Source organism: Gordonia asplenii (genome assembly GCF_012933505.1).
Taxonomy (GTDB): domain Bacteria; phylum Actinomycetota; class Actinomycetes; order Mycobacteriales; family Mycobacteriaceae; genus Gordonia; species Gordonia asplenii.
Map to the genome: position 1 here is coordinate 200,304 of NZ_JABBNB010000002.1, position 24,781 is coordinate 225,084.

General features: G+C 66.6%; 25 protein-coding genes. 20 read left to right on the forward strand and 5 right to left on the reverse strand.

The window, feature by feature from the left end; all coding sequences use genetic code 11:
• Window position 1: 1 nt before the first annotated feature.
• The 6 genes from HH308_RS02900 to infA all read left to right on the forward strand — a co-directional run bounded on the left by HH308_RS02900 (window position 2) and on the right by infA (window position 6,579).
• A complete protein-coding gene (locus HH308_RS02900) occupies window positions 2-2,656 on the forward strand; it encodes a GAP1-N2 domain-containing protein (RefSeq protein WP_170192672.1) in 2,655 nt (884 codons plus the stop codon).
• Window positions 2,657-2,713: 57 nt separating this feature from the next.
• A complete protein-coding gene (locus HH308_RS02905; protein WP_170192673.1) occupies window positions 2,714-3,775 on the forward strand; it encodes a hypothetical protein in 1,062 nt (353 codons plus the stop codon).
• Window positions 3,772-4,926, forward strand: coding sequence for a hypothetical protein (locus HH308_RS02910; protein ID WP_170192674.1), 1,155 nt, complete (start codon window positions 3,772-3,774; stop codon window positions 4,924-4,926). Before HH308_RS02905 ends, HH308_RS02910 begins: the two co-directional genes overlap by 4 nt.
• A 182-nt stretch (window positions 4,927-5,108) precedes the next feature.
• On the forward strand, window positions 5,109-5,663 hold the full coding sequence (locus HH308_RS02915) for a hypothetical protein (protein WP_170192675.1): 555 nt from the start codon (window positions 5,109-5,111) through the stop codon (window positions 5,661-5,663).
• Window positions 5,664-5,703: 40 nt separating this feature from the next.
• The gene (locus HH308_RS02920) at window positions 5,704-6,222 is read left to right on the forward strand and encodes a TerD family protein (RefSeq protein ID WP_170192676.1); all 519 of its coding nucleotides are present in this window, start codon (window positions 5,704-5,706) and stop codon (window positions 6,220-6,222) included.
• A gap of 135 nt (window positions 6,223-6,357) precedes the next feature.
• The gene (gene infA / locus HH308_RS02925; protein ID WP_007616247.1) at window positions 6,358-6,579 is read left to right on the forward strand and encodes a translation initiation factor IF-1; all 222 of its coding nucleotides are present in this window, start codon (window positions 6,358-6,360) and stop codon (window positions 6,577-6,579) included.
• 6 nt (window positions 6,580-6,585) lie between these two features.
• Here infA and HH308_RS02930 read toward each other — a convergent pair whose 3' ends face one another.
• The gene (locus HH308_RS02930) at window positions 6,586-7,782 is read right to left on the reverse strand and encodes a glycosyltransferase 87 family protein (protein WP_170192677.1); all 1,197 of its coding nucleotides are present in this window, start codon (window positions 7,780-7,782) and stop codon (window positions 6,586-6,588) included.
• Window positions 7,783-8,046: 264 nt separating this feature from the next.
• Here HH308_RS02930 and rpmJ point away from each other — a divergent pair, with 264 nt between their 5' ends.
• From rpmJ to HH308_RS02965, 7 genes are all read left to right on the forward strand, one after another.
• Window positions 8,047-8,160, forward strand: coding sequence for a 50S ribosomal protein L36 (gene rpmJ, locus HH308_RS29670; RefSeq protein ID WP_005207978.1), 114 nt, complete (start codon window positions 8,047-8,049; stop codon window positions 8,158-8,160).
• Window positions 8,161-8,335: 175 nt separating this feature from the next.
• Window positions 8,336-8,704: a 30S ribosomal protein S13 gene (gene rpsM, locus HH308_RS02940; RefSeq protein WP_170192678.1), complete on the forward strand. Its 369-nt coding sequence runs from the start codon at window positions 8,336-8,338 to the stop codon at window positions 8,702-8,704.
• Window positions 8,704-9,111, forward strand: a complete 408-nt coding sequence (rpsK, locus tag HH308_RS02945) for a 30S ribosomal protein S11 (protein ID WP_170192679.1) — start codon at window positions 8,704-8,706, stop codon at window positions 9,109-9,111. The genes rpsM and rpsK overlap by 1 nt, the downstream gene beginning before the upstream one ends.
• A 23-nt stretch (window positions 9,112-9,134) precedes the next feature.
• Window positions 9,135-9,740 (forward strand): 30S ribosomal protein S4, encoded by a 606-nt coding sequence (gene rpsD / locus HH308_RS02950; RefSeq protein ID WP_170192680.1) that lies wholly within the window; start codon window positions 9,135-9,137, stop codon window positions 9,738-9,740.
• A gap of 139 nt (window positions 9,741-9,879) precedes the next feature.
• A complete protein-coding gene (locus HH308_RS02955; protein WP_170192681.1) occupies window positions 9,880-10,932 on the forward strand; it encodes a DNA-directed RNA polymerase subunit alpha in 1,053 nt (350 codons plus the stop codon).
• Window positions 10,933-11,022: 90 nt separating this feature from the next.
• On the forward strand, window positions 11,023-11,781 hold the full coding sequence (rplQ, locus tag HH308_RS02960; RefSeq protein WP_170192682.1) for a 50S ribosomal protein L17, sunset domain variant: 759 nt from the start codon (window positions 11,023-11,025) through the stop codon (window positions 11,779-11,781).
• Between the two features lie 887 nt (window positions 11,782-12,668).
• Window positions 12,669-14,159, forward strand: coding sequence for an LGFP repeat-containing protein (locus HH308_RS02965; protein WP_246284162.1), 1,491 nt, complete (start codon window positions 12,669-12,671; stop codon window positions 14,157-14,159).
• A gap of 974 nt (window positions 14,160-15,133) precedes the next feature.
• Here the strand turns inward: HH308_RS02965 and HH308_RS02970 are convergent.
• Window positions 15,134-15,301, reverse strand: a complete 168-nt coding sequence (locus tag HH308_RS02970) for a hypothetical protein (RefSeq protein WP_170192683.1) — start codon at window positions 15,299-15,301, stop codon at window positions 15,134-15,136.
• Between the two features lie 185 nt (window positions 15,302-15,486).
• Here HH308_RS02970 and truA point away from each other — a divergent pair, with 185 nt between their 5' ends.
• Window positions 15,487-16,323 carry a tRNA pseudouridine(38-40) synthase TruA gene (gene truA, locus HH308_RS02975; RefSeq protein WP_170192684.1) on the forward strand — a complete coding sequence of 279 codons (837 nt, stop codon included), beginning with the start codon at window positions 15,487-15,489 and terminating at the stop codon, window positions 16,321-16,323.
• Between the two features lie 46 nt (window positions 16,324-16,369).
• On the opposite strand, the gene HH308_RS02980 is transcribed toward truA, so the two are convergent.
• Together HH308_RS02980 and HH308_RS02985 are read right to left on the reverse strand one after the other, a co-directional pair.
• The gene (locus HH308_RS02980) at window positions 16,370-16,918 is read right to left on the reverse strand and encodes a TM2 domain-containing protein (RefSeq protein ID WP_170192685.1); all 549 of its coding nucleotides are present in this window, start codon (window positions 16,916-16,918) and stop codon (window positions 16,370-16,372) included.
• 61 nt (window positions 16,919-16,979) lie between these two features.
• Window positions 16,980-18,053 (reverse strand): alpha/beta fold hydrolase, encoded by a 1,074-nt coding sequence (locus HH308_RS02985; RefSeq protein WP_170192686.1) that lies wholly within the window; start codon window positions 18,051-18,053, stop codon window positions 16,980-16,982.
• A gap of 159 nt (window positions 18,054-18,212) precedes the next feature.
• Between HH308_RS02985 and HH308_RS02990 the strand changes: the two genes are divergently transcribed.
• The gene (locus tag HH308_RS02990; protein WP_170192687.1) at window positions 18,213-18,845 is read left to right on the forward strand and encodes a DedA family protein; all 633 of its coding nucleotides are present in this window, start codon (window positions 18,213-18,215) and stop codon (window positions 18,843-18,845) included.
• 18 nt (window positions 18,846-18,863) lie between these two features.
• Here HH308_RS02990 and HH308_RS02995 read toward each other — a convergent pair whose 3' ends face one another.
• Window positions 18,864-20,249: a MinD/ParA family ATP-binding protein gene (locus HH308_RS02995; protein ID WP_170192688.1), complete on the reverse strand. Its 1,386-nt coding sequence runs from the start codon at window positions 20,247-20,249 to the stop codon at window positions 18,864-18,866.
• A gap of 175 nt (window positions 20,250-20,424) precedes the next feature.
• Between HH308_RS02995 and HH308_RS03000 the strand changes: the two genes are divergently transcribed.
• From HH308_RS03000 to HH308_RS03020, 5 genes are all read left to right on the forward strand, one after another.
• Window positions 20,425-22,215 carry a long-chain-acyl-CoA synthetase gene (locus HH308_RS03000; RefSeq protein ID WP_312870307.1) on the forward strand — a complete coding sequence of 597 codons (1,791 nt, stop codon included), beginning with the start codon at window positions 20,425-20,427 and terminating at the stop codon, window positions 22,213-22,215.
• A 94-nt stretch (window positions 22,216-22,309) separates the two neighbouring features.
• Window positions 22,310-22,654 (forward strand): hypothetical protein, encoded by a 345-nt coding sequence (locus HH308_RS03005; RefSeq protein ID WP_170192690.1) that lies wholly within the window; start codon window positions 22,310-22,312, stop codon window positions 22,652-22,654.
• A 10-nt stretch (window positions 22,655-22,664) separates the two neighbouring features.
• Window positions 22,665-23,045, forward strand: a complete 381-nt coding sequence (locus tag HH308_RS03010; RefSeq protein WP_211188113.1) for a YbaB/EbfC family nucleoid-associated protein — start codon at window positions 22,665-22,667, stop codon at window positions 23,043-23,045.
• Window position 23,046: 1 nt separating this feature from the next.
• The gene (locus HH308_RS03015) at window positions 23,047-23,352 is read left to right on the forward strand and encodes a type VII secretion target (RefSeq protein ID WP_170192691.1); all 306 of its coding nucleotides are present in this window, start codon (window positions 23,047-23,049) and stop codon (window positions 23,350-23,352) included.
• Entirely contained in the window at window positions 23,352-24,731 is a 1,380-nt protein-coding gene (locus tag HH308_RS03020) for a hypothetical protein (protein ID WP_170192692.1), read from the forward strand. Before HH308_RS03015 ends, HH308_RS03020 begins: the two co-directional genes overlap by 1 nt.
• The last annotated feature ends 50 nt before the right edge of the window (window positions 24,732-24,781 follow it).

Below are 24,781 nucleotides of genomic sequence, written 5' to 3' on the forward strand. Positions count from 1 at the left end.
CATGGCCGCACCGCGCAGCATCCTGCTCGACAAGGCGACCACGGCCCGTTACGCGCAACTGACCTACACCTCCTACGACGACGGCTCCGGACGCGGCGGCTGGCAGGTCAAGCAGGAGACCGGCGGTCTCGACGCCGTCGAGCAGCAGAGTCTCACCGCCCGGATCCTGACCCGCTTCGATCTGCTGCCGGTCATGCCCGACTTCCCGACGCCGGAGCAGACCGCCGCCCGCCCGGCCCGGCTCAGCTATGCTCCGCTGCCCGCTGCGGGCGCCGGTCATGCCGCGTACTGGCACACCGTCGACGCCGGGCGCGATGCGTCGGGCCGGCCCGGCAACGTGTTCGCGCACGTGGTCCTCGACCGCGACGTCGCCGCGCCCAGCCCGGTGCGCCCCGTCGAACTGTGGCGCTCGCCCGGCTGGCTGCGGCCCTACGGCGTGCCCGACGTCGCCGCGGCCCAGCTGACCAGCGCTTATCCGCCGCCCGCCAATCCGGCGATGTCGATGGCTGCGTCGGTGGAATTCCTATTGGCCCATCACGTCGACCGACAGTCGGTGTTCCGGGTGATGCTCGACGCGGTCGCTGCCGCGCTGGCAGGCGGGCCGGCGCTCGCGCTGCTCGTCGACGACCACGACGAGGCCGCCGCGTGGATCGCCGCGATCAGCCACTTCATGTCGCCCGCCGCCGCGCAGCGGTTCGCCTTCAGCACGCACGATGCGCCGGAGGCCGCCCTCGCCGGCGTCGAAGCCGGATTGCAGGTGATCGTGGTGCCGCGCTCGCGCATACCGGAGAAATGGGAGCTGCCCGGAGCCGTCATCGTCGACGCCGCCGAGCAACCGAATCTCGGCGACCTCACCTCGGGTATCGCTCATCGAGTGGCACGCGGTGCCATTCCGGTGACCCCGTGGTCGGCGCTGGCCGAAGGCGTGCTCGCCGACGACGAGATCGCGACCGCGGTCCTCGCCAGGCAGGACGAGATCGCTCGCGAACTCGGCGACACCGGGACCTCGCCCGCCTGGTCGCTGGCGATCGCGGTGACGCGCCATCCCGACCTGGCCGAGTTCGCGGCCGAGGCGCAACGCGTGATCGCCGACGGCGGATCGTCCATCGTCGGCGACGTCGCGTGGGCGAAAGAGCTGGTGGCTCAGGCCCAAGCACGGTTCCCGATGACGGTGGGACAGGTGCTGGCACGGCTGGTGAGTGCGGCCGAACGTGGCGAGGACACCTCGGGCGTCGCGCATCGTCTGCTGCACGCCGTTCTCGCCGAACCCGATTGGCTGTCGTCGACGGCAGTGTCCGGCGTGCCGGTGGTGAGTTCGCTGGCACTGAGTGCCGACGACGTCCAGCGGCTCGTGGCACTGAGTGCAACACTGCGGGCCGACGCGGCGATCGATACCGGCCAGGCCGTCGTCGCCGCGCTGCGGCTAGCCGAGCTGCTCGACCGACTCGTCTTCGACTCCTACACCAGGGTGCGCGCCGAATTGCTGGCGACGGTCAACGCCGGCGGCGTCGAATTCCTGTGGACCACCCCGCAGTGGGTGGAGTCGGGCGGGCTGAACGCCTTGGCGACCCAGGTGCGGGCGACGTTCATCCGGCCGTTCGTCGCGCAGGAGTCGCCGACGCGCGTCGCGACGCTGCGTCCGCAGGTCGTCAAGTGGCTCTACGACGTCGAAGTGGCCGGCGGCGTGCGGTTCGAACTGCCCGCCAATCCCACCGAGGCCGATTCATTCCTGTTCCCCCTCGCGGTGCGCACCGTGCTGTCGGCGCGCGAGTACGCGATTCCCGTCCCGATGCGTCAGGACTATGTGCTCGACGCGGTGAAGCTGGCCGTCGACGATCCGCATTTCGACGATGCGAGCTGCCGCGACCTGGTCTCCGACCTGGTCGCCCTGCAGGTTCCCGACGCGAGCGAATTGATCGCGCTCTCGACCGAATACCCACGGCGGGTGTCGCCGCTGGTGCTGGCGACCGTCGTCTACCGGGGCCCACGCGATGACACCGTGATGCGCAAGGTCGTCGACTCCGACGATGCCGATCCCGCGCTGGTCGCCGCGGCTACTCTGCGCGGCTGGCACGGCAGCGGTCTGCTTCCGCCGCGCGAGGAGTGGGCGCACGACGTCGAGACGCTCGCCGCCGGTGACGACCACTCCTGGCTCGGCGATGCGGCGCCCGATCTGGTCGCCATGCTCGCGGCCGGGTCCGTGGTCGCCGCGCAGGACGATCGCAGCGCCGCCACCGGATTCACCGGCGCGTTGGCCGCGCGGTTGCCCGCGCTCACCTCATCGATCGCCGAGCTGATTCGCGGTGCCCTGCGGGGTGGCCAGCTGGACACGAATTGGGTTGCGGCACAATCATTCCTGCGTCAACTTCGACTGTCGGCGACGACGACGCCGCTCGACGATCCGGCGTTCGGCGGCTGGCGGTGGGACGAGGCCCTGCTGCGCGAGGCGATCGCCGCCGGAACTTATCGAGGGCCGCGCAGCGCCGTCGAATTGCGTGACTGCACCTGGCCGACGGTCGCCGCGGCGTCGGCCGACACCGCGGAACGCTTCTTCGCCGGCTACCGGGACGCGGCGCACGCCTGGCTGGCCGGGCTGGGACTCGCCGCCGACCACGAGGGGTGGGGGAATCGGCTGTGGAACCGAGACGAGCCCTGATGACCGTGACGTTCACCGAGCGCGTGACTTTCACGCCGAACAACCGAGGAGACCAGCGTGGCCACCTACATCCTTGACGGCAAGGCGTCGGCGAGTCTGCCGCGTCGACCGCTGACGGTCACCATGTCGACGTCGGGCAGCAGTGGCACGGTCAGCGCCCGGTTGGCGGCACGCCGGCCGGGCGGCACCGACGAACCGACGGCCATCGTGCACTCCGCGGCGATGGTGATCCTGCCGCGCGTCGACGGCGAGGTGATCGTCGTGGCCGTGCCCGACGCCGGGCGCTCGCGCTTCGACGACGGCACCGTCTTACACGTGTCCATCGGGCCGGACACCGGCGTCGGCTACGACGTCGACGTCGCGCAACTGACCCCGCGCGACGTGTCCGGGCTCAGCTTCATCGAATTGGCCACCGTCGCGCCGGCCGGTGCGGACACGCTGCTGGTCACCACCCGCCTCGCCGTGCCCGACGCCCCCCTGCCGCCGCTGGGCGCACAGGCGCGGGTGGCCTGCCGCGGAGTGCTGCGGGTGGACCAGATGCACGAGACCGCGACCCGCAACGTCGTGTGCGTCGTCGACACGTCGTTGTCGATGTCGAGCGCGTTCGCGGCGGGCGACGTCGCCGCCGCCGGTGACATCGTGGCGGGACTCGCCGCGGTGATCTCCGGGCAGACCGGCGTCGACGTCGTGATCGCCGGGCCGAGCGCCGATCGGCGTCGCGTGCAAGGAGCGGAACTGGGCGCGGCGTGCTGCGCGCCGCCCGCGGCGGGGTTCGGCGTGGGAGTGGATCTGCTCGCCGCGCTGGGCGATCCGGTCGATCCGACCCTCACCGTCGTGATCACCGACGACGCCGGTGCGGCGCTGGTGACCCGCGCCATGGAGCGGGCGCGCGCGGGCAGCGGCGACCTGGGGTCGTCGAACGCGGTGGCATCACGCAATCTCGTTGCGGCTGTGGTGCTTTCGGCGTCGACTGCCGTTCGACGTCGGAGCGGGTTCGTCGGAGCGGTGATCGCGCCCGGCCGCGGTGATCTGCGTGCCGAGTTGGCCGCCCAGCCTGACCGCGTCCGGGCGATCGTCGCCGACGTGCTCGGCCCGTTCTTCGGTGGGGAGCTGCGATGACCAAGTGCCCGCGCTGCTTCAATTTTCTGCCGCCCGACGATTTCGCGTGGGTCGACGTCGCGCCGAGCAGCCAGCAGGTCGATCTGGTGGCGTCGCAGTACGTCGGCCACGACGTGCGCAGCGGCGATGTCCACACCGGGTCGCGGCCACCCGGGGCCGGGCCCGACTGGACGCCGTTTCCCGCCGGAGCGACCGACCTGGTCGAAGTGTGTCCGACCTGTCACTACGAGTTGCCGCCGAACTGGCGGTTCGGGATCGCGACGTGCGTGACGATGGCCGGTGCGCGCTACACCGGCAAGACGGTGTTCATCGCGGTGCTGATCAAGCAGCTGCAGAAACACGCCGAGCGCCTGGGCCGAGAGGTGGTGCCCGCCAACGCGATCACCCAGCGTCGCTACCGCGACGAATACGAGCGCCCGCTGTTCGACGAGCGCGGCATCGTGCAGCCGACGCCGCGAGCGGCGCTCGCCGGCAGTTATCAGCACGAGCCGCTGATCTTCAACCTCGGCCTCTGGGGTGAGGTGCGGCGGTACCTGGTGATCCGCGACGTCGCCGGTGAGGACATGGAGAGCGCCGACATCGGCGGAACACCCTGGCAGTTCTTCTCCCTCGCCGACGCCGTGATCTTCCTGTTCGATCCGATGCGCGTCAGCGAGATCGCCGATCAGCTGCGAGATCTGGTGCCGGAGTCGGCGCAGGTGGGCGGCGACCCCCGCGAGGTGCTCCGCACGGTGATGCGGCTGATCGGCTACGGGAACCCCAAATTGGCTGTGGTCTTGTCGAAATTCGATGCGCTGCAAGCGCTTTCGGAAGTGAGCAGCAGTCGTTGGGGGCGGATGATGTCGCATCCGGGTGCCGCGTTCAACCGTGATCCGGGACTTCTGGGGCAGGCTTACGACGAGCAGGACGGGCTCCTGCTCAACGCGGAGGTGCAGAGTCTGCTGCAGCGCCTGGAGGCGGGTCCGCTACTGACCCGGTTGGAGAATTACGTGACCGGCCACACCTATGAGCACCGGTTCTTCGCGGTGTCGGCGCTGGGGGAGACACCGGAGGGGGAGAAACTCCACCGCAGCGGCATCTCACCGTTCCGGTGCGCGGACCCCATCCGCTGGGTCTTCGCGGCCGACGGCGTGCTGCAGGACGTCCGCTGATGGGCAACCCGTTCCAGCCCGATCCATTCCGGCCCAGCCCTTTTCCGCCGGGTCGGAGCGCGAGTGCTGGCCCAGTTCCGCTGGTTGAGCCGGGTCGGAGCGCTAGCGCAGACCCGAGTCGAAACCACTACCCGACGCCGCCATTCCCGAAACCCACACGGCCGCTCACGGTCTGGATCGCGGTGCTCGCGCTTGGCGTCGCTGCGGTCGGGGCGATGGCGCAGATGGTGATAGCCGTGGTGGTGTTCAACACGGTCGACACCACCGTCACGAGCGACGGCCGGTGGATTCATGTCACCGATCAGTACCGCACGATGTCGGGATGGGCGGTGGCGGTCCTCACCGTGATCGCTGTCTGCTTCGCCGTCGGATACTGCGCGCTGGCCGTCGCAGTGTGGCGGGGACTGGCGTGGCCCCGGTACGCGGTGTCGGTGCTGGCGGTGTTCTCGCTGTTCGGCCTGCTCGGCGGTCCGGTGATTCTGGTGATGGTGATCGCCGGCGCGTTGGCCGCGGTGATGCTCTGGCTGCCGTCGTCGATGTTGTTCTGCACCGGCATCGCGATGAGCAAGGCGCCCCCGCCGTCGAATCCCTTCGCGCCGTCCGGCCCGCCCCATCCGAATCGGTACCAACCGAATCAGTACCAACCGAATCAGTACCAGCCGGATCAGTACCGACCGAATCACTGGCCGCCGGATCCGCGGCACCCGACTCAGCAGGCGAATCCGTGGCAACGATGAGTGAGAAGATCGCGCTCCCAACACTTTCCGAGGTGAGTTGATGAATGCAGACGCGCCGTCGACCGTCGGGTCGGTAACCTTCGGCATCGGCTGGGACGGTGTCGCGGCCGGGGGACGGCCCGATCTGGACCTCGACCTGTCGGCCTACGCGCTCGACGGTGCCGGACGCATCGTGTCCGACGCGCACTTCGTGTTCTTCAACAATGCGATGTCGCCGGAGCGGGCGATCGTGCACGTCGGACTGCCGTCGGCGCAGTTCCAGGAGACGATCGCGGTGCACACCGGGCAGTTGCCGCCCGCGGTGCAGCGCGTCGTCGTCGGGGTGACGGCCTACAACGGTGAGGGCAACTTCGGCCGGTTCAGCGGAGGACACGTCGCGGTGTCCGACGCCAACGGCGGCCCGCTGGCCCGCTACGACTTGTACCTGCACATGGCCGGAGCACTGGCCGTCGCCTATGGCGAGGTCTACCGCGACGGCGCGGTGTGGCGCTTCCGAGCGCTGGGGGATCGTTTCGACAGCCTCGGTGCGATGGCCGCGGCGTACGGGGTGAATGTGTAGGGCCGTGCGCCCGCCGTTCTGATTGGCCGAACTTCAACGCATCGCGTAATATTGAGCGTTGGTGCGCACAGCGCGCCGAACCGAATCAAGTATTGGCTATCACACGCGAAGGCGTGAGCCGGGATCGCGGAGGATATGGCGAAGAAAGACGGGGCCATCGAGGTTGAGGGACGCGTAGTCGAGCCTCTGCCCAATGCAATGTTCCGCATTGAGCTGGAGAACGGCCACAAAGTTCTCGCCCACATCAGCGGGAAGATGCGGCAGCACTACATCCGTATCCTGCCCGAGGATCGCGTCGTCGTTGAGCTGTCGCCCTACGACCTCGCACGCGGCCGGATCGTGTACCGGTACAAGTAAGCCGGTCTAAGGCCCGACCGGTCGAGTCGGCCGGTGCAGCGTCGCCCCCGCGATCAGGATGGCGAGCGCTGCCAGGGCGAACCCATTGCCGATTATCTGCTGCCACCACGACCACGTCAGCTCGACGCCGTGGTGGCGCGGCAGGTACAGGTGTGCGCCCACGGCGTACACCACGCAAGCTCCACCGCCGGCCCAGGCGAGGCCGCGATTGACGCGGCCGGTCATGATCGCGTGGCCGAAGACGAGAATCGCCGGTGCTACCCACACCCAGTGGTGTGACCACGACACCGGCGAGATCAACAGCAGCACAACCGCATTCACCAAGAGTGCGGAGACCTCGTCGTCGGCGTCGAACAGTCGGCGCATCCAGATCCCGCCCAGCACGACACATGCCAGTCCGATGGTCAACCACAGCACCGTCGCGGCGGACCCGCTGAGGCCGAGCCGGAACAGCATTCCCTTGAGGGACTGGTTGGTCGCATAGAACGGCTGCCCGATCCGCGACGTGTCGCTCACCACGTGCAGCCAGTACCGACGCGAATCGTCGGGGGCGAGCGCCCATCCGACGCCGGTCGCGACGATCCCGGCGGTGACCGCGGTCGCCAGCGCCCGCCAGTCGCGCTTGACGAGGAAATACAGCAGGAATCCCGCGGGCGTGAGCTTGACCGCCATGGCCACGCCGATCAACACACCGCGCGGCCAACGGCGCGATCGCGTCAGGGTGTCGAAGGTCACCATCGCCATCAGAACGATGTTCACCTGCCCGAAGCTCAGGTTCTCCCGCACCGGTTCGAGAAATACGCTCAGACCCGCGGCGCCGAGAACGATCGCCAGCGCCCGGTACCGGTCCATCCCGGGTGCGATCCGGCGCAGGATCAGCCACAGCGTGAACGTCAGCGCCGCGATCGACGCCAGAAACACCACGGCTTCGGCGACCGGCAGGGACAGGACGGTCAGCGGAGCGAAGACCACGGCCGCCAACGGCGGATACGTGAACGGCAACCAGATGCCGTCGACGTGTGCCCACACGCTGTACAGATCGCCGTCGAGCCACATCGTCGCACCGTCGCGGTAGACCTGTAGATCGATATAGCCGCGCCACAGTGGAATCGCGAAACCGATTGCGACGCAGCTGATGAGAACGGCGAAGCCGGCCGCCACCTCGGCGATCTGACGCGCCGACGGCGGGCTGGGGAGGGGCACCGATGAAGAATAGCGGGCACCGCCGGTCACCTGCGGTTTGCCTCGGTTGAACCACGTCGCGTAGCATGGACCGCTGGTGTGTCGATGACGTGTGGGCAGGTCTCATCCGCGTGGCGCACCGACCCGCGGTTCACTGGTGTCGAACCTAACACGACGACGCCGCGACCGCAGCGAACTTCTTTGGCATCCGCCAGGGGAAATCAGTTCTCGACGCCGCAGGCACAGCCGTGCCCGACGCCGAGTGGGACAACAGGAGAAGCTGACGTGAAGGTCCAGCCGAGCGTCAAGCCGATCTGTGAGAAGTGCAAGGTGATCCGCCGTAACGGTCGGGTCATGGTGATCTGCGAGAACCTGCGTCACAAGCAGCGTCAGGGCTGATCAGCGCCTTTCTACAGGGACGCTTGAGAACAGCGCACAACTGAATATCGAGACGAAACTTCCAGCACCAGCGGAGACACACGGGTCGCCGCCTACCTTCGGACCAGAGGCCGGAGCCTGAAAGCAAGCAGGGCGGACTGGGAGCAGACCTCTGAAAAGTTAAGGAATACCCCACATGGCACGTGTTGCTGGTGTGGATCTTCCCCGCGAGAAGCGGTTGGAGATCGCACTTACCTACATCTACGGAGTTGGTCGTACCACCTCCAAGGAAATCCTGGCTGGTACCGGTCTCTCGGCCGACCTGCGCGCCAAGGATCTGACCGACGCAGACGTCACCAAACTGCGTGAGTACATCGAAGCCTCGGTGAAGGTCGAAGGTGACCTGCGCCGCGAGGTTCAGGCCGACATCCGACGCAAGATCGAGATCGGCTGCTACCAGGGTCTGCGCCACCGTCGTGGCCTGCCCGTTCGCGGTCAGCGCACCAAGACCAATGCCCGCACTCGCAAGGGCCCGAAGAAGACCATCGCCGGGAAGAAGAAGTAATGCCTCCGAAGTCACGTAGCGCAGGCCCCAAGAAGGGCACTCGTCGTCGCGATAAAAAGAACGTTCCGCACGGCCAGGCGCACATCAAGTCGACGTTCAACAACACCATCGTTTCGATCACCGAGCCCAACGGCAATGTGATCAGCTGGGCCAGCTCGGGCCACGTCGGCTTCAAGGGTTCGCGTAAGAGCACCCCGTTCGCCGCGCAGCTCGCCGCCGAGAACGCCGCCCGCAAGGCGCAGGAGCACGGCGTCAAGAAGGTCGACGTATTCGTCAAGGGGCCGGGCTCGGGCCGCGAGACCGCGATCCGTTCGCTGCAGGCCGCCGGACTCGAGGTCGGCACCATCTCTGACGTCACCCCGCAGCCGCACAACGGTTGCCGTCCGCCCAAGCGGCGCCGGGTCTAGCGGGAAGGTAAGGAACTAGGACAATGGCTCGTTATACCGGACCAGCAACTAAGAAGTCCCGTCGTCTGCGCGTCGACCTCGTCGGCGGAGACCAGGCGTTCGAACGTCGCCCCTACCCGCCGGGCCAGCACGGCCGCGCGCGCATCAAGGAGAGCGAATACCTGCTCCAGCTGCAGGAGAAGCAGAAGGCTCGCTTCACCTACGGCGTCATGGAGAAGCAGTTCCGTCGCTACTACGAGGAAGCCAACCGTCGCTCCGGCAAGACCGGTGACGAGTTGCTTCGCATCCTCGAAACCCGTCTGGACAACGTCGTCTACCGTGCCGGCCTCGCCCGCACGCGTCGTCAGGCACGTCAGATGGTCAGCCACGGCCACTTCACCGTCAACGGTGTCAAGGTCGATGTGCCCAGCTACCGCGTCGGCCAGTACGACATCATCGACGTCCGCCCGAAGTCGTTGGCGACCACTCCGTTCCAGATCGCCAAGGAGCTCGTCGGCGATCGTCCGGTTCCGGCGTGGCTGCAGGTGGTTCCGTCGACGCTGCGCATCCTCGTGCACCAGGTGCCCGAGCGCGCGCAGATCGACGTGCCGCTGACCGAACAGCTGATCGTCGAGTTCTACAGCAAGTAGTCCCACGGGGGCTCCGCCCCCCGTGTACCCCGGACCGAGGCTCGTTCTGCGCAGTCTCGGTCGCCGGCCCGGCAACAGTGCCGGTCGGTTCGTAACCTAGGGCGTCAAATAGCGGGCGTCCACAAGGAGAAGCAACACAGTGCTCATTTCACAGCGACCCACTCTGTCCGAAGATGTACTCGCCGAGAACCGCTCGAAGTTCGTCATCGAACCCCTCGAGCCGGGCTTCGGCTACACCCTGGGCAACTCGCTGCGGCGCACGCTGCTGTCGTCCATTCCGGGCGCGGCGGTCACCAGCATCCGCATCGATGGTGTTCTCCATGAATTCACCACCGTCCCCGGTGTGAAGGAAGATGTCACCGACATCATCTTGAACCTCAAGGGCCTCGTGGTGAGCTCCGAAGAGGACGAGCCGGTCACCATGTACGTCCGCAAGCAGGGACCGGGCGCCGTCACCGGTGCCGACATCGTGCCCCCGGCCGGTGTCACCGTGCACAACCCCGACCTGCACATCGCGACCCTGAACGACAAGGGCAAGCTCGAAATCGAGCTCGTCGTCGAGCGTGGTCGCGGTTACGTCCCGGCCGTACAGAACAAGGCCAGCGGTGCCGAGATCGGCCGTATCCCGGTCGACTCGATCTACTCGCCGGTCCTCAAGGTGACCTACAAGGTCGAGGCCACCCGTGTGGAGCAGCGCACCGACTTCGATCGTCTGGTGCTCGACGTGGAGACCAAGAACTCGATCACCGCTCGGGACGCCCTGGCGTCGGCGGGCAAGACGCTGGTCGAGCTGTTCGGTCTGGCACGCGAGCTCAACGTCGAAGCCGAGGGCATCGAGATCGGGCCGTCGCCGGCCGAGGCTGATCACATCGCCTCGTTCAGCCTCCCGATCGAGGATTTGGAGCTGACTGTGCGCAGCTACAACTGCCTCAAGCGCGAAGGTGTGCACACCGTGGGTGAGCTCGTTGCACGGACCGAGTCCGACCTCCTCGACATCCGCAACTTCGGTCAGAAGTCGATCGACGAGGTCAAGGTCAAGCTGCACGGCCTGGGCCTGTCCCTCAAGGACAGCCCGGCCAGCTTCGATCCGTCGCAGGTCGCCGGTTACGACCCGGCCACCGGCACCTGGAGCGATGACGCGCAGCTCGACGCCGACGCCGGCGAGGACTTCGCCGAGACCGAGCAGCTGTAGTAGAGACCATCACCTGATCGTCCTCGTGCGCGCGCGCCCCGCGCGAGCGGGGATGATCCCGCCACAACATCAGGACCAACGGAGACCACAATGCCTAAGCCCACCAAGGGTGCCCGCCTCGGCGGGTCGGCCAGCCACCAGAAGGCGATCTTGGCGAACCTCGCCACGTCGCTCTTCGAGCACGGCCGCATCACCACCACCGAAGCCAAGGCCAAGCGCCTGCGGCCGTACGCCGAGAAGCTCATCACCCATGCGAAGGCCGGCAAGCTGGCCAATCGTCGTGAGGTGCTCAAGAGCATCCGCGACAAGGACGTCGTGCACGTCCTGTTCGAGGAGATCGGCCCGTCGTTCGCGGACCGCAACGGCGGCTACACCCGCATCATCAAGACGCTGAACCGCAAGGGCGACAACGCTCCGATGGCTGTCATCGAGCTGGTCACCGGTTCGACCGCATCGTCGGAGGCCAACCGCGCCACCCGCGCGGCGGCGTCGAAGAAGGCCGCTGAGGCCAAGGCCGCCCAGAACGTCGTCGCCGAGGTCGAGGCCGACGCCGACGACGCCGCGGTCGCCAACGCCGACGCGGTCGCAGAGGCCGTCACCGACGAGTCGTCGGCCGTCGCGGCTGTCGAGATCGCAGGTTCGCATGCTCCTCTCGAGGACGGCAGCGCACCCGAGGGCTTCCCGATCAAGGGCAACGAGCAGTCGAAGCTGTACCACCGTCCCGGTACCCGCTTCTACGACAGCACCGTCGCGGAGATCTGGTTCGCCACCGACGCCGACGCGGAGGCCGCCGGCTACCAGCTGCCGCCGTCGCAGCAGCAGGATGCCGACGAGGCTTCGGAAGACTGATTTCCTCTACGACAGCCCGCCATCGAGTCTCGGTGGCGGGCTGTCGTCGTTTGGGGACGTATCCTGAAATCGAGTCGTTGGCGAGGCGCCGGCGTGGGCATTCCCGCTGATCGTGCCATGCTGATTGAACCGGACCGAGCGCCGAGCTGAGCGAGCGCAACGAGTCGAAATGACGAGGGCCGGATTAGAAGCTTATGCACGTTGGCCGCCAGGGCTGGGTGCGGTCCGTTGTGTTCGGTGATCTCGGTGATCAGTCCTACTACTTCGGCGTGTCGTGATTGAGGTTGATGATGCGGTCCGCGCTGAATGCGGCGGCCAGCGTACGCAGTTCCTCAGCGCGCTCGCGGCTGTCGGGTTCCGCGGTGTTCTCCTGGGTTGAGCGTATACCTCTTTAGAAGCGTTGCTATCCCGTGATTATCGTCCGCTAGGTCGGAGCGAGGCGGGATTTGCGTGGTTCGCTCCGGGGAGCGAATGGGTCATGTGTTGGCGTGTTCATTGAGCCACTCGCGTAACGCCCCTTCCACGATTGTCTGGACCGATCTGTGCTGCAGCGCAGCGGCAACCTTGATCTGGACTATCAGGTCATCGTCTAGTCGTGTACCGAATGGTCGGGTATGTCGCTTACCCACCCTTAATAAGTATCACCTTCGTATGCCTCATGTCGCAAGAATGAAACATTCTCGCGTACGTGAAATATTGTAGTGATGCAATCGTGTTAGCAATGAAACTCTCTTGCCTATTTGATGGTCAAATAGCAATATGATTGACCAGCGAACATGTGTGTAGCATATTTAAATAACTCATTGTCAACGGGTTGAATAAGGTTGGTAAACACCGAACTATTGGGGATGCATCCATTCACCAATCCCGATAGGACACGCATGACAATGAAACTCACGGCACGACGTAAAAGGCTCACGATCGCCTACATGGTGGATGTGATGAGCATGACTCTGTTTCTTCCACCTGCCGTCACTTCTGCCGGCGAGCCGATGATCAATCTCGTTGCCAGCGACACGACCCTGATACCCGGAGACATCACATCGCCCGACTCCCCGAGCAATCCGGGCGACACCACCGAACCCGCAGAACCGGAGACATCATCACCTGATCAGCCCCCGACGCCAGGCACATCCTCGCCCGACCAGGAGCCCAGGCAGCCCACCCCGGAGGATCCCGTCACGACCCAACCCACCGCTCCCTCAACCAGCGCCCCCAATCCCACCACCCCCAAACCGCAGGAACGTCAGGCGCCGTCGGCTGCGCTGCTGGCAGGCTGCCAGGCGTACCCGCCGACCACCTTCCAGGTGTGCGGTCGCATCAAGGACAAATACAATCAAACTGGAGGACCTAGCGGGTTTCTTCTCTTCCCGAAGTCGAACGAGCTGACTAATCCGGGAAACACCGGAAAGCGCTCAGAATTCCTCGGTGGCAACATCTACTGGTCCGCCGCCACCGACGCCCACCCCGTCGCCCACGAATTCCTCACCAAATGGGGCGAAAAAGGTTACGAGAGCGGCTACCTCAAGTATCCCACCACCGACGAAGTCATCCTCTCCGATGGCGTCAACCGACGCCAAGAGTACCAAGGCGGATCCATCTACTGGGCCGCCGGCATCGGCTCACATACCATCCAAGGAGCGATCAAAGACAAATGGATCGCATTGGGTGGATTTGATGGCCCTCTTGGCTTTCCTACGTCCGACGAGAAAGTCGCGCCCGACGGTATTGGCCGCTACAACACCTTTCAACACGGGGCGATCTACTGGAAACCCGCAACTGGAGCGCACGGAATTGTTGGGCAGATCTATACCGCCTGGGCGAACGCTGGGTATGAAGCTGGTTTCTATGGTTATCCGACAGGCGAGACAGTGATTGACGAGAATTTCCCAGAGGGTGCATCGCAACAATTCGAACACGGAATGATTTACTCCTATGCTTGGGCTGTTCCGGTTGACGGAAATGGGTGCACTGCATCCGATCCCGTCGGCTGCCGCATGACGACTGAAAACTCACTCGCGGAATGTCGCGCGAAACTGGTTCCAGATGATGCCCAAATCGCGATCTACTCAAACGGAGTGAGGCTGATCTGCAGAGACTATCGCGAGAAGATCGTACCGTCACATTTCCCGCCCGTCATCACGCCTCAGGACGAGCACGACTTCCTGCAGTGCACCGCGAATGCAATCGTCTTCGGCCAGGATTGGCCCGACGCTCAGCAGGGCGACGGACGAACCACGTCAAACACCTCCGGGACCAGGGGACGAGTTATTATTAGGGGAGCCGAACAAGGGGTGCTGGCGCGAACTGTGTACAACGCCTTCACCACCGGAGATGGGAAAGATTGGGGCGGATGTGTCCGAGACAGTACTCCCTAACGGGGAAGAACCTGCGGTTGCGCTGATCCACCGCATCATCAACGCCGTAGTCTTGGGGCGCGAGGATGAAGTCGCCGATAGCATACAAGAACCCTTGCGCACAAGCATCCGGGAACACGCAACAACTCCCGGAAGCCTGCATGAGGTGATACGACGCATGGGGCCGGTCCAATCGCTCCCGGTGCCCATGCTAGTCAGCGATCGCCGGGCCGCTCTCGTGCTCTTCTACGTCCAAGCGAACGATTGGAAGACCGCAGTTCCCATGTACGCCGCGATGACACGCCTAGGTCCCACTTCCCCGTGGACAGTGTTCGAGCTGGCAGAACGCACCGTAAGCGGCGCAGAGTACAAGCAGGATTCCGATCAGACTGAAAAGGTATCTGAGACCGGAGGCGCGACAGCTCACTGAATACGCTTCAGTGCCTGCGCAGCAAGCGCTCGACCGCACCCGCGACGGTGACCGTCGCGGGTGCTCGCCGTCATGGGCCGCGCTGAGCCGACCGATTCTGGTCGCGTGCCGGCGCCGACGACGTGCGCAGGCATTGACAGTTCCGACCTCGCCGCAACCTTGCGTTCATGATCGAGGACCCAGGGGCATGGGGGACGCTGATATCGATGTACTGTGGCGGCCACGATACTGTTCTATGGGAGATCCTCATCGTGGATCTTCCAGATATCCCGTCCGACTTGTCCATTCAGTGCGTCGACGCCGTTCGTCGGGTCTCGCTCGACTTAATGGCATGTCAGCATGATCTTCGCATCGCCTTTGACGATATGATCTGGGACATCGAGTCGAGAGCACGCAGTGTCTCTTGGCTGGCACAGCAGGAGCGGTGCAGTCTCGCCGTTTCGATTCGGCAATGGATTCACGCTCGATTGCTCGCCGGCCCAGTGCACAGCATGGACGGCAGAGTTAGTCCAAGACCAGCTCGCAGGCTACGAATACCGCCTGTGGCCATCCGGGGAGGCGGGGTCTACTCGCCGCGAGTGATCGACAACTCCACCGTGTGGACCACACCCACCGGCATCGTCATCTCCAGCATCGGGGAACTGCCGCCGCAGAAGTCTCCATGATCTAACCGGTAGGACAGCGACGCGATCAATCGACCGCTACTACGTTCACCCGCCATCGCCGACGTCATCCCTTTGACCATCTGCGCTGGGGTGGCCCGCCAAACCCGGTCCAGGCGATCCCACCGCTACGGGTGCCCGCGTAGTCAAGCGGTGGAGGTGAACTTAGAATGCCAGCGACACCGGTGAATTCAGGCTCAACCAGCGGACACGGCCAGCGGGGGAGACCGACGCAGGCACCCGATAGGCTGAACGGATGCGTATCCGGCTCGACGTCGCCTACGACGGAACAGACTTCGCGGGTTGGGCGCGTCAGCCGGGCAGGCGAACGGTCTGCGCGGTCATCGAAGACGCGCTCACGACGGTACTGCGCGAGCCGATTCGGTTGACCGTCGCCGGGCGCACCGACGCCGGTGTGCACGCGAGTGGACAGGTCACTCACTTCGACGTCCCCGACGTCGCGCTGGCCACCCGCTCGATCGGTGGCGACCCCGCGAATCTGGTGCGGCGCTTGGCCAAGATGCTGCCCGACGACGCGCGGGTGCGTTCGGCCGTCGCGGTGACCGACGACTTCGACGCCCGATTCTCCGCGCTGCGCAGGCATTACCGCTATCGGCTCACCGACGCGCAGTGGGGCGCCGAACCCATGCTCGCGCGGATCACCGCCGAGTGGACTCGGTCGCTGGACCTCGACGCGATGAATGAGGCGTCGTCGACGCTGGTGGGGCTCAACGACTTCGCCGCCTTCTGCCGCAGGCGCGAGGGTGCCACCACGATCCGCGACTTGCAGCGGTTCAGCTGGACACGCGACGACGACGGCGTACTGATCGGCGCGGTCACCGCCGATGCATTCTGCTGGTCGATGGTGCGTTCGCTGGTGGGAGCTGTTGCGTCCGTGGGGGATTCGCGTCGGACGGTGCAGTGGTGTGCGGGTCTGCTCGACGAACGGGCGCGCAGCGCCGAGGTTCCCGTTGCCGCGGCACGGGGACTGTGCCTCGTCGGCGTCGACTACCCCGACGACGCACAACTGGCCGAGCGCAACGCGATCACCCGCGACGTGCGCTCGACGACGTCGGGGTGCTGCGGAGGTTAGCCTCCGCAGCGGGCGTATCCGACACGGGGCACTAGGGCGTGTCTCCCTAGGAGCGCAGCTTGCGACCTTGGGCGTCTTTGACGCTGCCGGTGAGCATCATGATGCCGTCGACCAGGGCCCAGATGCTGATGCCGAGGACGATGAAGATGCCGACGATCACGACCGAGGTGATCCAGCCGAGGACGGTCAAGCCGAGCATGATCCCGCCGGTCTTGTTGTCGCCGATGTAGAACCGGCCCACACCGAACCCGCCGAGGAAGATCTGCAGCAGACCGGCCGCGACCTTGGACTTGTCCGACAGCGGCTCGCCGGTATACGGATCGCGGCCGAACGGTGCCATCGCATCGGCGCCGGGGTAGCCGCCGTAGGCCGGCACGGGCGCGGCGTAGGGCTGCGGCTGCCCGGCGCCGTAGGGCGCGGGGCTGTACGGCGCACCGCCGTACGGGGAGGGATCTGATTGCCCGGGGAAAGGCTGCGAGGGCTGCGGATCATAGGTCGGGGGAGTCTGACCGTACGGCGAGGAACCGTTGTTCGGCGTCGACGGCGGCTTGCTGAAATCGATCGGCTCTGGATGCGGAGCATCGGGGTTCGTCATCTCACTATCGAACCACAATCCTGTGACAACGTCGTTCAGCGGTCCGACGCCGCCGTGTCCGTTATGTCGCGCTGCGTTCTGCTTCAAAGACCTCAAGCACGGCTTCGACGGTCTCGACGTCGCCGGCGAGGGCAGACGGTTGACGCCCCTCGGTGAGCATGACTCGCCACGCCGCGGGGTCGAAGGGCACCGAACCGGTGTTCGCGACGAAGTCGACGACCAGTTCGGCGAATCGGGCGGGATCGGAACGGAATGGGAAATGCCCGCTGCCGCTGAAGGTTTCGAGTCGTGAGTGGCCGATCGCCGAGTGCGCGAGCAGGGCATGCTGGTAGGGGATGACCGAATCGTCGTCGCCCCAGACGATCAGCACCGGCAACTGCGCGGTGAGGTAGCTGCGGTCCAGCATGGTCACGATCTGCCCGCGCCAGTCGACCACCGATCGCAGGGTTCGCTGAAACGCCGCCCGCGCCGACGAGTCGGTCAGCCCGGACAGGATGCGCACCAGGTCGGCGTGGTCGGTGAGGTGATACGCCGGCGACAGGTTCTTCCACCGCGGCATCGCCGGGGTGCGCGCCGCGGTACGGACGGCGGCGTCGAGCGCCGACAGGGCACCCGGCACCCGTAGCAGGCTGAGCAGCTGCGGAACAAACGGCAGCGACGCCGCGCGCAGTGCGGGCGAGACGTCGGTGGTCACGCCGCCCGCGGCGACCAGCACCAGGCGCGACACCATCCGCGGGAACTGGTAGCAGAACTGCATCGCGACGCCGCCGCCGAGCGAATGTCCGACGACGGTGACGCGGTCGTAGCCCAGGACCCACAGCAGGTCCCGTACACCGTTGGCGAATGCGGCGACCGAATAGTCGGCGCGCGGTTTGTCGGACAGTCCGTGGCCCAGCAGATCGGGGGCGATGACGGTGTGATTCGGTGCGAGGAGCGCGATGATCTCGTCCCACGTCGACGAGTTGTCGCCGATGCCGTGAATGAGGACCACGACCGGGCCGGTGCCGGCGATGCGGTACGCGCGGCGATACCCGTGCACGACGCGGTATTCGATGCGGATCTCTACTGCGCTCGCGTCGTCGGGGACCGCGCGCAGCGGCGGCCGGGACGCGGTTGGCTCGGTGCGGCGTGGCATCGCACTCTCCGATTCTCCTAGGCACGTGTGGGCTGTGTCACAACGAAAGTGACACGGTGTCGACCATCCGGTTGTAGCCGAGTTAACCCCAGATGCCGACTCGGCGCACGCAATGTTGCACGGTGTTAACGCAGCTCGGGGTGGTTACGCTGGAAACCGATGAATCCCTTTGCGATCAACGATTTCTTGGCGACCGGTGGCCTGATCGCCCTCTGCGTGCTGATGTTCGTCGAGACCGGGCTGCTGATCGGTTTCATCTTTCCAGGCGACTCGGTGTTGTTCACCGCCGGTGTCCTGATCGCGTCGCCGCAGCCGTTCACCTCGCTGTGGCTGGCCTGTCTGCTGGTGACCGCGTCCGCGGCCCTCGGCGACCAGTGCGGTTACTTCATCGGGCGGCGACTCGGTGAAAGCATGCTGCAGGGTCGGCTGATGAGACTGATCGGTCCCGAGCCGTTGGAGAAGACCCACCGCTACTTCGAGAGATACGGTCCGTTGACGGTGTTCTTCGCGCGGTTCATCGGAGTGGTGCGCACGCTGACACCTCCGGTCGCGGGTTTCACCGGGATGTCGCACCGCAAATTCACGGTGTTCAGCATCTTGGGCAGCGCCACCTGGGCGGCGGGGATCATTCTGCTCGGCTACTTCCTGGGGCAGGTGGCGCTCATCCGCGATCACCTCGACCTGCTGATTCTCGGGTCGGTGCTCACGATCGTCGTGCCGACGTCGATTCACCTGTTTCGACGCTGGCGCACGCTGCGGCGGGAGCAGAAGCAGCAGGCGTCGACGTCGTGAACCGACCGCGCGGTCGCCCTATGGGGTGAACGGTTCTTCGCGCCGCAGCACGGTCCCGCCGAAGTCGTCGGCGATCACCGCGGCCAATTCCAGTAGCGCCGCACGTGCGTTCTTACCGACCAGATCGAGATCGACATGCGAGCCTTCGGCGAGGTGGTCGTCGAACGGGATGCCCTGCACCGCGCGGCAGCGTGACAGAAAGTGCGCGGCGAGTTGGTCGGTGTCGATCGTCGACGACCCCGGCCGCGACGAACTGAGCACCAGCACCGACCGCGGCACCAGGTGGCCGTAGCCGTGCGCTTCGAGCCAGTCGAGGGTGGCGCTGGCGCTGCGCGCGCCGTCGAGCGCCGGTGAACTCACCAACACGATCGCGTTCGCCGAGTTGAGCACGCCGCGCATGGCTGAGTGGCTCAGGCCGGTGCCGCAGTCGGTGATGATGATGTTGTAGTAGCGCTGGAGGATCTCCATCACGCCCTTGTACTCGTCCTCGTTGAACGCCTCGGCCATCGCCGGATCTCGTTCGGAGGCAAGCACTTCCAGTCGGCTCGGAGCCTGGGAGGTGTGCGCACGCACGTCGGAGTAGCGGTGCACGGCCTCGTCGGCGAGCAGATCGCGCACCGTTGAATCGGTCTGCTGCGGCACCCGCTGGGCAAGTGTGCCGAGGTCGGGGTTGGCGTCGACGGCGATCACCCGGTCGCCGCGCATCGAGGCGAACGTAGAGCCGAGGCCGATCGTCGTGGTGGTCTTGCCGACGCCGCCCTTGAGGGACAGCACCGCGATCCGGTAATCGCCGCGGACCGGCCGATTCACACGTTCGACGAGTTGCTGATGGGTGATCTCGGTGGGTGACTCACCCGGGTTCACCCGGCCGCCGGTCGCCCGATGCACGGCGCGGCGCCAGCCGTGGCCCGGTGCGCGACGGGCCTTGCGCAGCAGCGTCGCGTCGTCGAGTGCGGGCGGCCCGGCGGGCGGTCGTTGGTGTGCCGGATGTCCGAACGGCGGCGCGGGTTGCGCCGGACCCGCGATGAACTGGCCCTGCGGCGGAAGAAATCCGTGGGTGGGGAACTGCCCGTGCGGGGAGAACTGTCCTGGACCGGAGCGGCCCGGCGCGTCGAACTGTCCGGAAGTGTTCGGCATGTGCGATCGCGCGTCGAATTGTCCGGGAGGGCCGGGCCGGGGCGGGATCGGCTGCGCCGTCGTCGCGGCGTCGCTGAATGGGGCGGCCGGAGTCGGGCCGGACTCGAGGGGAGCGTTTCGGGGTGGGCTGGGCGTCACGGGGCCGGACTCGGGCAGCCAGGGCGGCAGCGGTGCGTCCGGAGTGGACGCGTCATCCGACGTCGCCGCCGGAGTCGCGACGCTCGCCCGCGCCGATGCGGTTGATGGACCGGTGTCGTCATTGGTCACGATTCCCCCTGGATGTCACGGTTCCCCTGAATTCGGATTTGAAGACGAGTGTGAGTGTAGCGGCAGGGTCCGACAGGCCGCGCTCGGCGAGCGGACAAAGCGGACTTTGGAACAAATTTCAATATTTGTTCCGTTTGGGGTTCCCCCGTCGACGTCCATGCGGTGTACTCGAATCGTGACCAGCAACACGACAACTGCGCCCACCGCCGACCACGCGGCCCACCGGATCACCTGGCCGTCGATGATCAACGGCATCTGGGAGATGCGCCGCGACCTGCCGCAGATCGCCAGGCAACTGCCGATCATGGCCAACCACGACCCCGCGCGTAAATGGACGGTCGGCCAGGCGTTCGCGAAAGCCGCTGCGGCGCATCCGGATCGGCTGTTCCTGCGTGCCGCCGAAGTCGACTGGACCTACGGCGAGTGCAATCGTCGCGCCAACCGGTGGGCCGCGGAACTGAGTGCGCGCGGTGTCGTACGCGGCGACGTCGTCGCGATCTGTGCGCACAACAGCCCAGAGGTGGTGATCGCGATGCTCGCGGTCGTGAAACTCGGCGCCGTCGCCGGAATGATCAACTACAACCAGCCCGGCGATGCGCTCAGCCACAGCTTCGGACTGCTCGCGGCGGCCAATCGGGCCGGACCCCGGGCCACCGTCGTCGTGCTGCACGACGACGCCACCGCTGCCGGACTCGCCGACGTCGACGCGGCGTCGGCGACGATCGAGGGCCTGTCGTTCGCCGACCTCGACGCGCACGCGGACGCCCTGGCCGCCGCCGACGCGACGGTCAACGCCGACCCGGCGATCACGCAGACGCTGCCCGCTTCCTCGCCCGCCTACTACATCTTCACCTCGGGGACCACTGGGTGGCCGAAGGCCAGCATCATGAGCCATTCGCGCTGGCAGTCCGCGATGGCGGGGATCGGCGGAGCGGGCATCCGGTTGCGCTCCGACGACGTCATGTACGTCGCGCTGCCCTTCTACCACAACAACGCGCTGACGATCTCGATCGCCTCCGCGCTGTCCGCGGGTGCGGCCTTGGCGATCGGCAAGAAGTTCTCGGCCTCGCGGTTCTGGGACGACGTCATCGCCAACGACGCCACCGCCTTCTGCTACATCGGTGAACTGTGCCGCTACCTGCTCGCGCAGCCGGCCAAGGCGACCGACCGCGCGCACCGCGTTCGGCTGATCGCGGGCAACGGTCTGCGCCCGGAGATCTGGGAGGAGTTCGTCGAGCGCTTCGGCATCGGGCGGGTCGTCGAACTCTATGCGGCCAGCGAATCGAACATCGGTTTCGTGAACATCTTCGGGCAGTCCAAGACCGCGGGCTTCTGTCCGCTGCCGTACGCGGTCGTCCAGGCCGACGAGGAGACCGGGCAGCCGATCCGCGATGCGAACGGACACGTCATCAGGGCTCCGCAGGGCACTGCGGGACTGCTGCTCGGGCAGATCAGCGACCGCGCCCGCATGGACGGGTATACCGACCCCGCAGCCACCGAGACGAAAATCGTGCGCGACGCGTTCAAGGCGGGCGACGCCTACTTCAACACCGGTGACCTCGTCGCCGAGCAGGGGTTTCGGCACATCGCCTTCGTCGACCGACTCGGCGACACCTTCCGGTGGAAGGGGGAGAACGTCGCGACCACCGAAGTCGAGGCCGCCCTCAACGCGATCGACGGAATCTCGGCGTCGGTCGTCTACGGCGTGGCGGTGCCCGGCGCCGACGGTAAGGCGGGGATGGCCGCGGTCGTCGTCGACGACCACTTCGATCCGATCGCACTGGCCACGCAGGCGCGCGCCCGTCTTCCGCATTACGCGGTGCCGCTGTATCTCCGGATCGTCGACGAGCTGACGCACACGTCGACCTTCAAGAATGTCCGCGTCGACCTGCGTAAACAGGGCTACACCGACGTCGGCGGCGACCAGCTGTACACACTGACCGAAGGTGGCTACGCGCGGGCCTGACGTCCGGGGCGAAAATTGGATGGAACCAAACGCGGCTCCGCTGCGTCCAAGTAGGCACAGATCACCGACTTCGGTGCCTACTCGAGGGGGACTCATGGACGTCAGATCGGTTGTCGGATCCGACGAGGGGGGAGTATTCGGCGCGGCGAGCCGCCCGGCGCAGGTGCGATCACGATCGGGAGGAATCGCGGTCACCACCACGCCGGCCGGCTTGCCGACGTCGATCACCTTCGACGACGCTCAACTACGACGCGACCCGGATCGGCTGGCGGCCCAGATCGTCGCACTGTGCCGACAGGGCACCATGGTCGCCGGGGTGCGGTTGCGAGAAGAGTTGAGCCGCAACGGCTTCGACGCCGACGCACTCGCGGCGTCGGGGTTGCCGACCCTCGACGATCTGGCGCGCGCCGAACGCGTCGCCGACCTCGCGCAGCGGTAGGGGCGCCGGCATGGCATGGGCGATGGATGAACTCGAGGCCCGGGCGCACCGGCAGCTCGAGGCGCTCTACAGCGTGCAGGACGACATCGGCGCGGTTCGCGTCGTCGAGGAGTCCGCGGACGGGCGCGTGCGCGTCGACGTCGACGGCGCGGGCGGCCTGGTGGGACTCACCCTGTCGCCGACCGCGGCTCAGCTCGGTGCCGCCGAACTGGCGCGAGTCATCGTCGACACAGCGGCCCGCGGTGCGCATCGGGCACTCGCGCAGCGCGCGTGCATCACCACCGAATTCCTCACGCGATTCGCCGAACTGACCGCGCCGCCGGGCGACGCGACGACCCGGACGAGCCGCGAAACACCCTCCGCAACAACCCAATCCGATTCGAGGAGCTGACATGGACAATCTCACCGTTTCCCCCGATGCACTGGACGGCTTCGCCGCGGCTTCCGCCTCGACCGCCGCGCTCGTCGCGACCGCGGGCACCGTCAACGCGGCCGCCAACACGACTGCGATGATCGGCGTGTTCGGCCTCATCGGGCAGGAGTTCCTCGCGGAATTCATCACCGCACAGGCCAACCATCTGTTCTCCGTCGGCTCGCTCGCCGCGGTCCACGCCGGGACCGCGGTCACCGCGGCGGCCGGTGCCGCCGACTACCGGTCGTCTGACGCGTCCGGGGCGGCCGGCATCGGATCGGTCTGATGACCGAGTGCCGCACCGCGGTTCCCGCGGACAACCACCTCACCGTCGGGCAGCTCGTCGACGCGACGCCCCTCGGCAAGATCCTGGACACGCCGGTCGCCGACGTCCTCGCCGGACTGAAGCTACCCGCACTGCCGGCCCTGCCGCAGTTGCCCGCGCTGCCCGGACTGCCGACCCTTCCCGCGCTGAACTTCGACGTGTTGCTCAAGCCGCTGACCGATCTGCTGAACAGTTTCGGCACCGGCAATCTGTCGACGGCGGCAATCGACCCCAGCAAGGTGCTCAGCGTGCTGTCGCAGTTGCTGGAGTCGACACTGTCGATGTCGTCGGCGGCATTACGCGCCCTCGACGGACTGTGGTCGGGTTCGGCGGCGACGTCGGCGACGGCGAAAACCGCGAAGACCGGCGCCGAGACGACTGCTCTGGCCACCCAGGGCAGCGGCATGTCGATCGACGTCGGCGCGGCGGCGTCGATCGTCGCGGCCGGTCTCGCGACCCTGCAGGGAATCGTCGTGAAGACCGTCGGTCTCCTCGCATCGACCATCCCCTTGATCGCCACGCCGATCGGGCAGGGGATGGCGTTGGCGTTCATCACCACCGGAGTGGCCGAGGGGACCGCGGCGGTTGCGGCGACTCGAGCCCAATTACTCGGTCCCACAACGCATATGGCGGCCAACGGCACGCCGGTCAAGATCTCCGGTGCGCCGTCGTCGAGCACGACGTCGCCGTTCGCCGTGGCGGCCAACGCCCTCGACGCGGTCGGCACGCCGCTCAAGACGATCAGTTCGTCGCTCACTCAGGCGCTGGGCACGGTGACCACGAACACCGCGACCACCGGCGCCCGCAAGACACCGACCACCACCAACCCCCGCAACGACACGCCGGACACCTCGAAGACGAAGGGCGACAAGACAACCGCCTGCCCCGACGGCAAAACCCCGGCGTCGACGACGCCCGCCGGACTCGGCGGGGGCGTGGGCGGCGGTGCCGGCGCACTGGGTGGTGTCGCGCCGGGCGTAGCAGCGTCGACGCCGTTGTCGGCGCGCCCGACGACGGCGACCGTCTCCACCGCGCCGGCATCGTTGACCGCGACCACCGGTGCCGTGACGGCGACGTCGGCGACCACCGCGTCGACGATGCCCGCCGCGATGGGACCGATGATGGCCGGCGGGCTGCGCACCGCGTCGGGCGGTTCCGTCGCCGGTGCGGTGGCCGACCACCTGATCACTCAGGCCAACGGTGCGCATCTGGTGGGTGAGCCGGCCGACGAGACCGGACCGGCCGTGCTCGGCGACGAGCCGCAGGCCCTGGCCGCCGACATCGACCTGAGCCTGATCGACATCGGCCTCAACCTCGGCGATACGCCGCTGCGGATGTAGTGCCGCCGCACAAGACCTGGCCGGGCGCCGCCCGGCCGCGATGAAGGAGG

Bases quoted from the DNA above. Each gene is read 5' to 3' on its own strand.
- HH308_RS02900 (WP_170192672.1), top strand. From the start codon at position 2: ATGGCCGCACCGCGCAGCATCCTGCTCGACAAGGCGACCACGGCCCGT.
- HH308_RS02910 (WP_170192674.1), top strand. From the start codon at position 3,772: ATGACCAAGTGCCCGCGCTGCTTCAATTTTCTGCCGCCCGACGATTTC.
- HH308_RS02920 (WP_170192676.1), top strand. From the start codon at position 5,704: ATGAATGCAGACGCGCCGTCGACCGTCGGGTCGGTAACCTTCGGCATC.
- infA (WP_007616247.1), top strand. From the start codon at position 6,358: ATGGCGAAGAAAGACGGGGCCATCGAGGTTGAGGGACGCGTAGTCGAG.
- rpsM (WP_170192678.1), top strand. From the start codon at position 8,336: ATGGCACGTGTTGCTGGTGTGGATCTTCCCCGCGAGAAGCGGTTGGAG.
- rpsK (WP_170192679.1), top strand. From the start codon at position 8,704: ATGCCTCCGAAGTCACGTAGCGCAGGCCCCAAGAAGGGCACTCGTCGT.
- rpsD (WP_170192680.1), top strand. From the start codon at position 9,135: ATGGCTCGTTATACCGGACCAGCAACTAAGAAGTCCCGTCGTCTGCGC.
- rplQ (WP_170192682.1), top strand. From the start codon at position 11,023: ATGCCTAAGCCCACCAAGGGTGCCCGCCTCGGCGGGTCGGCCAGCCAC.
- HH308_RS02965 (WP_246284162.1), top strand. From the start codon at position 12,669: ATGAAACTCACGGCACGACGTAAAAGGCTCACGATCGCCTACATGGTG.
- HH308_RS02970 (WP_170192683.1), bottom strand. From the start codon at position 15,301: ATGACGTCGGCGATGGCGGGTGAACGTAGTAGCGGTCGATTGATCGCG.
- truA (WP_170192684.1), top strand. From the start codon at position 15,487: ATGCGTATCCGGCTCGACGTCGCCTACGACGGAACAGACTTCGCGGGT.
- HH308_RS02980 (WP_170192685.1), bottom strand. From the start codon at position 16,918: ATGACGAACCCCGATGCTCCGCATCCAGAGCCGATCGATTTCAGCAAG.
- HH308_RS02985 (WP_170192686.1), bottom strand. From the start codon at position 18,053: ATGCCACGCCGCACCGAGCCAACCGCGTCCCGGCCGCCGCTGCGCGCG.
- HH308_RS02990 (WP_170192687.1), top strand. From the start codon at position 18,213: ATGAATCCCTTTGCGATCAACGATTTCTTGGCGACCGGTGGCCTGATC.
- HH308_RS03005 (WP_170192690.1), top strand. From the start codon at position 22,310: ATGGACGTCAGATCGGTTGTCGGATCCGACGAGGGGGGAGTATTCGGC.
- HH308_RS03010 (WP_211188113.1), top strand. From the start codon at position 22,665: ATGGCATGGGCGATGGATGAACTCGAGGCCCGGGCGCACCGGCAGCTC.
- HH308_RS03015 (WP_170192691.1), top strand. From the start codon at position 23,047: ATGGACAATCTCACCGTTTCCCCCGATGCACTGGACGGCTTCGCCGCG.
- HH308_RS03020 (WP_170192692.1), top strand. From the start codon at position 23,352: ATGACCGAGTGCCGCACCGCGGTTCCCGCGGACAACCACCTCACCGTC.